The sequence below is a fragment of the Microbispora cellulosiformans genome (assembly GCF_008728085.1).
Taxonomy (GTDB): Bacteria; Actinomycetota; Actinomycetes; order Streptosporangiales; family Streptosporangiaceae; genus Microbispora; species Microbispora amethystogenes.
Map to the genome: position 1 here is coordinate 1 of NZ_VYTZ01000030.1, position 10,302 is coordinate 10,302.

Here is a 10,302-nt window from a genome sequence, read left to right on the forward strand (position 1 = left end):
TTCAGTTGCTGACCGAGGCGATGCCGTGGCCGGAGGTGGACCGTCCCCGCCGGGCGGGTGTGTCGTCGTTCGGCATCAGCGGGACCAACGCCCACGTGATCATCGAGCAGGCCCCCGCCGACCTCGCTGCCGAGGTCACTCTCACCGAGGCCCCCGCCCCGGCCCTGCTCGTCGGCACCGTCGACCCGGCCACGGCCGAGGTGGCCGACGCCACCGCCCTGGCCTTGGCCGAGAGCGGGCAGCCCGCCGGTGCCGCTGTAGCGGGAGAGGGTGCGACCCAGGCCGGAGCGCCGGATACCTCGGTGGTTCCGGTGGCGTGGGTGCTGTCGGGGAAGACGCCGGACGCGTTGGCCGGGCAGGCGGCGCGTGTGCTGTCCTTCGTGCAGGACCGTCCCGCCCTGAGTGTCGCGGATGTCGGGTTGTCGCTGGCGACGACGCGGGCGTCGTTCGAGCGGCGGGCGGTGGTCACGGGTGCCGACCGGGCCGCCCTGCTGGCGGGGTTGGCTGCACTGGCGGAGGGTCGTACCGCTCCTGGGGCGGTGCAGGGCGTCGCCCGCTCCGCCGGGAAGCTGGGTGTGTTGTTCACCGGTCAGGGCGCCCAGCGGCTCGGCATGGGCCGCGAACTGCATGCCGCGTTCCCGGTGTTCGCCGAAGCGTTCGACGCCGTCGTCGCCGAGCTGGACGCGCACCTGGACCGGCCGTTGCGTGAGGTGATCTGGGGCGCCGACGCCGAGACGGTCGACCAGACCGCGTACGCGCAGGCCGGGTTGTTCGCCGTCGAGGTCGCGCTGTTCCGTCTCCTGACGTCGTGGGGGGTGCGGCCGGACTACCTGGCCGGGCACTCGGTCGGTGAGCTGGCCGCCGCCCACGTGGCGGGCATGCTGACTCTCAGCGACGCGTGCCGCCTTGTGGCGGCGCGGGGCCGGCTGATGCAGGCCCTCCCGTCCGGCGGTGCGATGGTCGCGGTTCAGGCCACCGAGGACGAGGTACTGCCGCTGCTGACGGACGGGGTGGACATCGCCGCGATCAACGGGCCGCGCGCGGTGGTGGTCTCCGGGCAGGAAGCCCCCGTCCTGGCTTTGGCGGAGCGGTTGGCGGAGCAGGGGCGGAAGACGCGCCGGTTGCGGGTCTCCCACGCCTTCCACTCCCACCTGATGGAGCCGATGCTCGCCGACTTCGCCGAGGTGGCGGAGTCCCTGACCTACGGGTCGGCGTCCATCCCGATCGTGTCCACCGTCACCGGCGGCCTGGCCGACGAGGCGTTCGGCACCCCGGAGTACTGGGTGGGGCAGGTGCGGGGCGCGGTGCGGTTCGCCGACGCGGTCACCACCCTGGCCGCGCAGGGCGTGACCCGGTTCGTGGAGCTGGGCCCGGACGCGGTGCTGACCGCGATGGCCCAGCAGACCCTCGACGAGGCAGCCGACACCGCGGTCTTCACCGCCACCATGCGGGCCGAGCGCCCCGAGCCCGGCACCGTCGTCACCGCCCTGGGTCAGCTCCACACCGCCGGCGTTCCGGTCGACTGGCAGGCCTTCTACGCCGAGACCGGCGCCCGCCAGGTCGACCTGCCCACCTATGCCTTCCAGCGCGAGCGCTACTGGCTCAACCCGATCGACTACCTGTCCGAGTCGTGGGTGGCCGACCACATCGGCAACCTGTCCTCCGCCGGGCTGGAGGCCGTCGAGCACCCGCTGCTGGGTGCCGTCCTCCCGCTGCCCGAGTCCGGGGGCGTTGTCTTCACCGGTCAGCTGTCCGTACGGAGTCATCCGTGGCTGGCCGATCACCAGGTGTTCGGCAGTGTGCTGTTGCCGGGGACGGGTCTGGTGGAGCTGGCGTTGCACGCGGCCGAGCACACCGGCTGCACTCTGGTGGAGGAGCTGACGCTGGCGGCGCCGCTGGTGCTGCCGGGCGGGGCGGCCGGGTCCGGTGAGGGCGCGGTGCAGGTGCAGGTGGTGGTCGGCGCCGCCGACGGCGACGGCCGCCGTACGGTGGCGATCTACTCGCGGGGCGCGCAGGCCCCGGCCGACCTGCCCTGGACGCTGCACGCCGAGGGCGTCCTGGCCTCCGAGACCGCACAGAATGGTGCGGACCTGAGCCAGTGGCCTCCGGCCGAGGCCACCGCGGTGGACCTCACCGACGCCTACGCGATCCTCAACGAGCGCGGCTACGGCTACGGCCCGGCCTTCCAGGGCCTGCAGGCGGCCTGGCGACGCGGCGAGGAACTGTACGCCGAGGTCGCCCTGCCCGACCAGGAACACCAGGACGCCGCCCTCTTCGGGCTCCACCCCGCGCTGTTCGACGCGGCACTGCACGCGCTGCACTTCGGCGGGGACGACACGGACGGCGGCCCCACGATGCTGCCGTTCTCCTGGGCCGGCGTGTCGCTGAGCGCCGTCGGCGCGACGGCGCTGCGCGTCCGGCTGACGCCCGCGGGGCCGAACGCCTTCTCCCTGGAGATCGCGGACGCCGAGGGAGCGCCGGTCGCCGCCGTACGGTCGCTCACGTCGCGGCCGGTCGCGCCGGAACAGCTGCAGCCCGCGCGACTGCACGACTCGCTGTACCGGGTCGACTGGACCAAGGTGCCGGTGCCCCCGGCCGTCTCCCTGACGTACGCCGACTGGGCGGCTCTGGACCCGGCCGCGGCGACGGTGCCGGATGTCATCGTGCTCCGGGTGCCCTCCGGCGACCCGGTCGGCGCTTCCGCGGACGAGGCCGCGGCGGTCAGGGCCACGACCCACCAGGTGCTGGCCGCGCTGCAGGAATGGACGGCCGGCGAGCGGTTCGCCGACAGCAGGCTGCTGGTCGTCACCCGGGGGGCGGTCGCCCCGCTGTCCGGCTCGGACGACGTGACCGACCTCGCCGGCGCGGCCGTCTGGGGGCTGGTGCGGACCGCGCAGCGGGAGCACCCCGACCGGATCGTCCTCGCCGACCTGCATGAGAGCGCGGACGAGAGCGTGGACGTCGGCGCGGTCATGGCCGTCGGCGAGCCGCAGGTGGCGCTCCGCGACGGAGCCGCGTACGCGCCCCGCCTGGTCCGCGTGCCCGCCGCGACCACTGAGGCCGAGCCGGTGACGTCGTTCCCCGCCGAGGGGACGGTGCTGGTCACGGGTGGCACGGGGATGCTGGGCCGGTTGGTGGCACGGCATCTGGTGGCGGCGCATGGGGTGCGTCGTCTGCTGCTGACCAGCAGGAGCGCCTCGGCCGAGAGCGCCGCCGACCTGGTCGGCGAGCTTGCGGACCTCGGCGCCGAGGTGTCGGTGGCGGCGGCCGACGCCGCTGATCGTGCCTCGCTCGCGGGAGTGCTGGCAGGCATCCCGGCGGAGCATCCGCTGGTGGGAGTCGTACACCTGGCGGGTGTGCTGGACGACGGTGTGATCGCGTCGCTGACGCCGGAGCGAATGGATCGGGTGCTGCGTCCGAAGGTGGACGCGGCGCTGAACCTGCACGAGCTGACGCGGGATCATGATCTGGCTGCCTTCGTGCTGTTCTCCTCGGCCTCGGGAGTCTTCGGGACGCCGGGTCAGGGCAGTTACGCCGCGGCGAACGCGTTCCTGGACGCGCTGGCCGCGCACCGCCGGGCGGGCGGCCTCACCGCCCAGTCGCTGGCCTGGGGACTGTGGGCCGACGACGCCGGGATGGCCGGCGAGCTGGGCGACACCGACCGGCAGCGGCTGAGCCGCAACGGCGTGGAGCCCCTGTCGGCTCAGCAGGGGCTGGAGCTGTTCGACGTCGCGTGCACCGTGGACTCCGGCACGCTGGTGCCGATCCGGCTGGACTTCGCCGCGCTCGCCGAAGCGGGAGCGGAGCTCCCGTCCCTCTTCCGCACACTCGTCCGCGTGCCCACCCGCCGGGTGGCCGCCGCGGGCGGCGGCGCGTCCTCCGCCGTACGGGAGAGGTTCGCCGGACTGACCGCGGCCGAGCGGGTCGCCGCCGCTCTCGACATCGTGCGCACGCAGGCGGCCGCCGTCCTCGGACATGCCGGGGTCGAGGCGATCGAGCCCGACCGGGCCTTCGGTGAGCTGGGCTTCGACTCGCTGTCCGCCGTGGAACTCCGCAACGGACTGAACGCGGCCACCGGACTGCGGCTGCCGGCGTCGCTGGTCTTCGACTACCCCAACGCGCTCGCGGTCGCCGAGCACATCGCGGACGAGGTGGTCGGCGCCGACACCCGGCGTACGGTGGTCGCGGCCACGGCGGGCTCGGTTGACGAGCCGCTGGCGATCGTGGGCATGGCGTGCCGCTATCCGGGCGGGGTGTCCTCGCCGGAGGACCTGTGGCGCCTGGTCGCGGGCGGGGTGGACGCGATCTCCGACCTACCGGTCAACCGCGGCTGGAACATCGAGGAGATCTTCGACCCCGAGGGCAAGCGGCCGAACACCAGTTATGTGAAGTCGGGCGGGTTCCTGCACGAGGCGGCGGAGTTCGACGCGGCCTTCTTCGGGATCTCCCCGAACGAGGCGCTGACGATGGACCCGCAGCAGCGGCTGCTGCTGGAGACCTCGTGGGAGGCGATGGAGCGGGCGGGCATCGACCCGGGCTCGCTGCGGGGATCGTCGACCGGGGTGTTCGCCGGGATGATGTACCACGACTACGCCGCCAACGCGAACACCGGATCGATCGCCTCGGGCCGCGTGTCGTACGTCTTCGGGTTCGAGGGCCCGTCGGTCACGATCGACACCGCCTGCTCGTCGTCGCTGGTGGCCCTGCACCTCGCCGGGCAGGCGCTCCGGTCCGGCGAGTGCTCGCTGGCACTGGTCGGCGGAGTCGCGGTGATGGCCACGCCCGACACCTTCATCGAGTTCTCCCGGCAGCGAGGCCTGTCGCCTGATGGTCGCTGCCGCGCCTATGGCGCGGGGGCGAACGGCACGGCGTGGGCCGAGGGCTGCGGCGTGCTGCTGGTCGAGCGGTTGTCGGACGCGCGCCGGCTCGGCCACCGGGTGCTGGCCGTCGTCCGGGGTACGGCGGTGAACCAGGACGGCGCCTCCAACGGTCTGACCGCGCCGAACGGCCCCTCCCAGGAGCGGGTGATCCGCCAGGCGCTCGCCAACGCCCGCTTGTCGGTGAGCGACGTGGACGTGGTCGAGGGCCACGGCACCGGGACCACCCTCGGCGACCCGATCGAGGCCCAGGCCGTGCTGGCCACCTACGGCCAGGACCGCCCGGAGGAGCAGCCGCTGTGGCTGGGATCGCTCAAGTCCAACATCGGTCACGCGCAGGCGGCCGCCGGTGTCGGCGGGATCATCAAGATGGTCATGGCCATGCACAACGGCGTCCTGCCCAAGACGCTGCACGCCGACGAGCCCTCTCCGCACGTGGAATGGTCGGCGGGCCACGTGCGACTGCTGACCGAGGCGATGCCGTGGCCGGAGCAGGACCGTCCGCGCCGCGCGGGTGTGTCGTCGTTCGGCATCAGCGGCACGAACGCCCACGTCATCATCGAGCAGGCCCCCGCCGACCTCGCGGCCGACGTCCTTGTCGCCGAGGCTCCCGCCCCGGCCGTGCTCACCGGCACCGCCCTCCCGGCCACGGCTGTTGCCGAAGTCACCGCACTGGTGCCGGGCGATGGCGTGTCCTCCGGACCCATTCCGGCCATGGCCGAGCTCGCGGTTGCCGCCGACGGTGCCGCACCGGTCCTGGCTGAGAGCGGGCAGCCCGCCGGCGCCGCTGTGGCGGGCGAGGGCGCCGCCCTGGTCCCGGCAGGAAGCGCGGCCCAGGCCGGTGCTCCGGTGGCGTGGGTGGTGTCGGGGAAGACGGCGGACGCGTTGGCCGGGCAGGCGGCGCGGGTGCTGTCTTACGTGCAGGACCGTCCCTCCCTCAGCCTTGCGGATGTCGGGTTCTCGCTGGCGACGACGCGGGCGGCGTTCGAGCGGCGGGCGGTGGTGACCGGTGGTGACCGGGCCGCCCTGCTGGACGGGCTGGCTGCACTGGCGGAGGGCCGCAAGGCTCCTGGGGTGGTGCAGGGCGTCGCCCGATCTTCGGGGAAGGTCGGGGTGCTGTTCACCGGTCAGGGCGCCCAGCGGCTCGGCATGGGCCGCGAACTCCACGCGGCGTTCCCGGTGTTCGCCGACGCGTTCGACGCCGTCGCAGGCGAGCTGGACGCGCACCTGGACCGGCCGCTGCGTGAGGTGATCTGGGGCGCCGACCCCGTTCTCGCCGACCAGACCGCGTACGCGCAGGCCGGGTTGTTCGCCGTCGAGGTGGCCCTGTTCCGCCTCGTCTCCTCGTGGGGGGTGCGGCCGGACTACCTGGCCGGTCACTCGGTCGGTGAGCTGGCCGCCGCCCACGTCGCCGGGATGCTGACTCTCGCCGACGCGTCCCGTCTGGTCGCGGCGCGGGGCCGGCTGATGCAGGCCCTCCCCGCGGGTGGGGCGATGGTCGCGGTCCAGGCCACCGAAGACGAGGTGACCCCGCTCCTGACCGACGGAGTGGACATCGCCGCCATCAACGGCCCCCGCGCGGTGGTCGTGTCCGGGCAGGAGGGCCCGGTGCTGGCCCTGGCGGAGCGGTTGGCGGAGCAGGGGCGGAAGACGCGCCGGTTGCGGGTCTCCCACGCTTTCCACTCCCACCTGATGGAGCCGATGCTCGCCGACTTCCAGACCGTGGCGGAGTCGCTGACCTACGGGCCGGCGTCCATCCCGATCGTGTCCACCGTCACCGGCGGCCTGGCCGACGAGGCGTTCGGCACCCCGCAGTACTGGGTGGGCCAGGTGCGCGGCGCGGTGCGGTTCGCCGACGCCGTGACCACGCTGGCCGGGCAGGGTGTGACGCGGTTCGTGGAGCTGGGCCCGGACGCGGTGCTGACCGCGATGGCCCAGCAGACCCTCGACGAGGCAGCCGACAGCGCGATCTTCACCGCCACCATGCGGGCCGGACGCCCCGAGCCGGGCACCGTCGTCGCCGCCTTGGGCCAGCTGCACACCGCCGGCGTGCCGGTCGACTGGCAGGCCTTCTACGCCGAGACCGGCGCCCGCCGCATCGACCTGCCCACCTACGCCTTCCAGCGCGAGTTCTACTGGCTCGAACACGAGCAGGAGGGCGTCGACGCGACGGCGATGGGCCTGGAGCGCGTCGAGCACCCGCTGCTCGGCGCCGCGATCCCCGCCCCCGACTCGGACGGGATCTCGTTCACCGGCCGGCTGTCGGTCCGTACGCATCCCTGGCTGGCCGACCACCAGGTGCTGGACAACATCCTGTTCCCCGGCACGGGCTTCGTGGAGCTGGCCGTCGCGGCGGGAAGCCAGGTCGGCTGCGCCGTCCTGGAGGAGCTGACCCTGGCCGCGCCGCTGCTGCTGCCCGCCGGTGATCCCGGTTCGCGTGATCGCGGGATGCAGGTGCAGGTCGTGGCCGGCGCCGCCGACGAGGCCGACCGGCGTACGGTCGCGGTCTACTCCCGCAGGGAGAACGCTCCAGCGGACGAGCCCTGGACGCTGCACGCCGAAGGCACCCTGACCGCTTCCGCGCCCACCGCCTCCACCGGACACCTGCAGTGGCCCCCGGCCGACGCGACCCCGGTGGACGTGAGCGACGCGTACGACATCCTGCACGAACGCGGCTACGGCTACGGCCCGACGTTCCAGGGCCTGAAGACGGCGTGGCGGCGCGGCGAGGAGATCTTCACGGAGGTGGAGCTCCCGGCGCAGGCGCGGGAGGACGCGGCCGCGTTCGGCGTGCACCCGGCGCTGCTGGACGCCGCGCTGCACGGTCTGGGTCTCGTGCCTCCGGACGGCGCCGCCGACCGCGAGCAGGCGCTGCTGCCCTTCGCCTGGCGCGGGGTCGTGCTGCACACGGCCGGAGCCGACGCCCTGCGCGTACGGCTGACCTGGCTGAGCGACACCTCGTTGTCGATGGAGATCACCGACCGGTACGGCGTGCCCGTGGCGTCGGTCGAGTCACTGACCCTGCGCGCGACGTCGACCGAGCAGCTTCGCGCGGCGGAGCCGGGCGCGGGCGACTCGCTCTTCCAGCTGTCCTGGACGCCGATCGCCGGAGCGCCGGCGGCGGTCCCCGTGTCATGGGCCGCCTGGGCCGATCTGGCCGACGACGCCGTGCCTCCGGAGGTGGTCGTGCTGGACGCCGGCCGTGGCCGCGACGCGGCGGCGGTGCGGGCCGCGACGCACCAGGCGCTCGCCGTACTGCAGGCCTGGGCGGCCGACTCCCGGTTCGCCGGTTCCACGCTGGCCGTGACGACGCGGGGAGCCGTACCACTGCCGGGCGAGGACCCCGCCGATCTCGCGGGTGCCGCGGTCTGGGGACTGGTGCGCTCCGCGCAGTCGGAGAACCTGGGCCGGATCCTGCTGCTGGACACCGACGACTCGGTCGACCTCGCGACCGTCCTGGCGACGGACGAGCCGCAGGTCGTCGTGCGCGACGGCGTGGCGCACGCCGCGAGGCTCGCCCGGCCGCCGGCCCCCGCCGAGGACGGCACCCCCGCCGGGTCCTTCGGACCTGACGACGCCGTCCTCGTCACCGGCGCGACCGGCACACTGGGCCGGCTCGTCTCCCGGCACCTGGTCACGCGATACGGCGTGACGCGGCTGCTGCTGACCAGCCGCCGCGGCCTCGCCGCCCCGGGGGCCGCCGAGCTACGCGACGAACTGGCCGCGCTGGGCGCCGACGTGACGGTCGCCGCCTGCGACACCGCCGACCGCGCCGCGCTCGCCGGGCTCCTGTCCACCGTGGACGTCGCCGGCGTCGTGCACATCGCCGGTGTGCTCGACGACGGCGTGATCTCCTCGCTCACCCCCGAGCGCGTGGACCACGTGCTGCGCGCCAAGGTCGACGCCGCGCTGAACCTGCACGAACTCACCGCAGGCCGGAACCTCTCGGCGTTCGTGCTGTTCTCCTCGGCCGCCGGCGTGTTCGGCAACCCCGGTCAGGGCAGCTACGCCGCCGCGAACGCCTTCCTCGACGCGCTGGCGCTCCACCGCCGGGCCGCCGGGCTGACCGCGCAGTCGCAGGCCTGGGGCCTCTGGGACGAGAGCGGCATCGGCGGAGGACTGACCGACGCCGACCGGCAGCGGCTCAGCCGCACCGGTGTGGAACCGCTGACGGAGGAGCAGGGCCTCGCGCTGTTCGACCTCGCCTGCGCCGGGGACGCGGCCACGGTGGTGCCGATCCGGCTCGACCTGGCCGCGGTCGCGGCCGGCAACGAGCCGCCGGCCCTGCTGCGCGGCCTCGTACGCCGCCCGGCCCGGCGCGGCACGGGAAGCGCGTCGGCCGCCGCCGCCCTGCGGAGCAGCCTGGCCGGTCTGTCCGAGACCGAACGGCAGGCGGCGCTGCTGGACATCGTGCGCACCCAGGCCGCCCTGGTGCTCGGGCACAACGGCTCGGAGGCGATCGAGCCGGACCGGGCGTTCGGCGAGCTCGGCTTCGACTCGCTGTCGGCCGTCGAGTTCCGCAACGGACTGAACACGGTCACCGGGCTGCGCCTGCCGGCGACGCTGGTCTTCGACTACCCGAACGCGCTCGTGCTCGCCGCCCACCTCGACCGCGAACTCGCGACCGACGCGGACGGGCGGAACGGCTCGGCGGACACCGAGGAACAGGTCCGCCGGATTCTGAACGCGATTCCCCTGAGCAGGCTGCGCGACGCGGGCCTGCTGGACACCCTGCTTGAACTCGGCGGAGCCCGCGCCGAGTCCGCCGAATCGGCCGATTCGGCACCCGCGGAGTCCATTGACGAAATGGACGCCGAGAGTCTCATCAACATGGCGTTCCAGGGCCTGGAACTCGACGATATGACGCAGGAATGGTGAGGTTGGCGATGACTGACTCCGACGTCAAGCTGGTCGAGGCGCTACGGGCCTCGCTGAAGGAGACGGAACGGCTTCGCGGCGAGCACCGCAAAATCATCGCCGCCCAGCATGAGCCGATCGCCATCATCGGAATGGCGTGCCGTTATCCGGGTGGGGTGTCCTCGCCGGAGGATTTGTGGCGGCTGGTGTCCGATGGTGTGGACGCGATCTCGGATTGGCCGGCTGATCGTGGCTGGGATGTGGAGGGGTTGTTCGATCCGAGTGGGGAGCGGGCGAACACCAGTTATGTGAAGTCGGGTGGGTTCCTGCACGAGGCGGCGGAGTTCGACGCGGGGTTCTTCGGGATCTCGCCGAACGAGGCGTTGGTGATGGATCCGCAGCAGCGGTTGCTGCTGGAGACCTCGTGGGAGGCGATGGAGCGGGCCGGGATCGACCCGGGGTCGCTGCGGGGGTCGTCGACCGGGGTGTTCGCCGGGATGATGTATCACGACTACGCCGCCAACGCGAACACCGGGTCGATCGCCTCGGGCCGGGTGTCGTACGTGTT

2 protein-coding genes are annotated in these 10,302 nt (G+C 73.6%); both read left to right on the plus strand.

Annotation, left to right across the window (positions count from 1 at the left end):
* Window positions 1-35 precede the first annotated feature (35 nt).
* Complete coding sequence (locus F5972_RS36540) at window positions 36-9,755, plus strand: SDR family NAD(P)-dependent oxidoreductase (RefSeq protein WP_449843644.1); 9,720 nt, start codon at window positions 36-38, stop codon at window positions 9,753-9,755.
* 8 nt (window positions 9,756-9,763) lie between these two features.
* Window positions 9,764-10,302 (plus strand): beta-ketoacyl synthase N-terminal-like domain-containing protein (locus F5972_RS36545; RefSeq protein WP_150940710.1); only part of this gene is annotated, 539 nt, incomplete at its 3' end.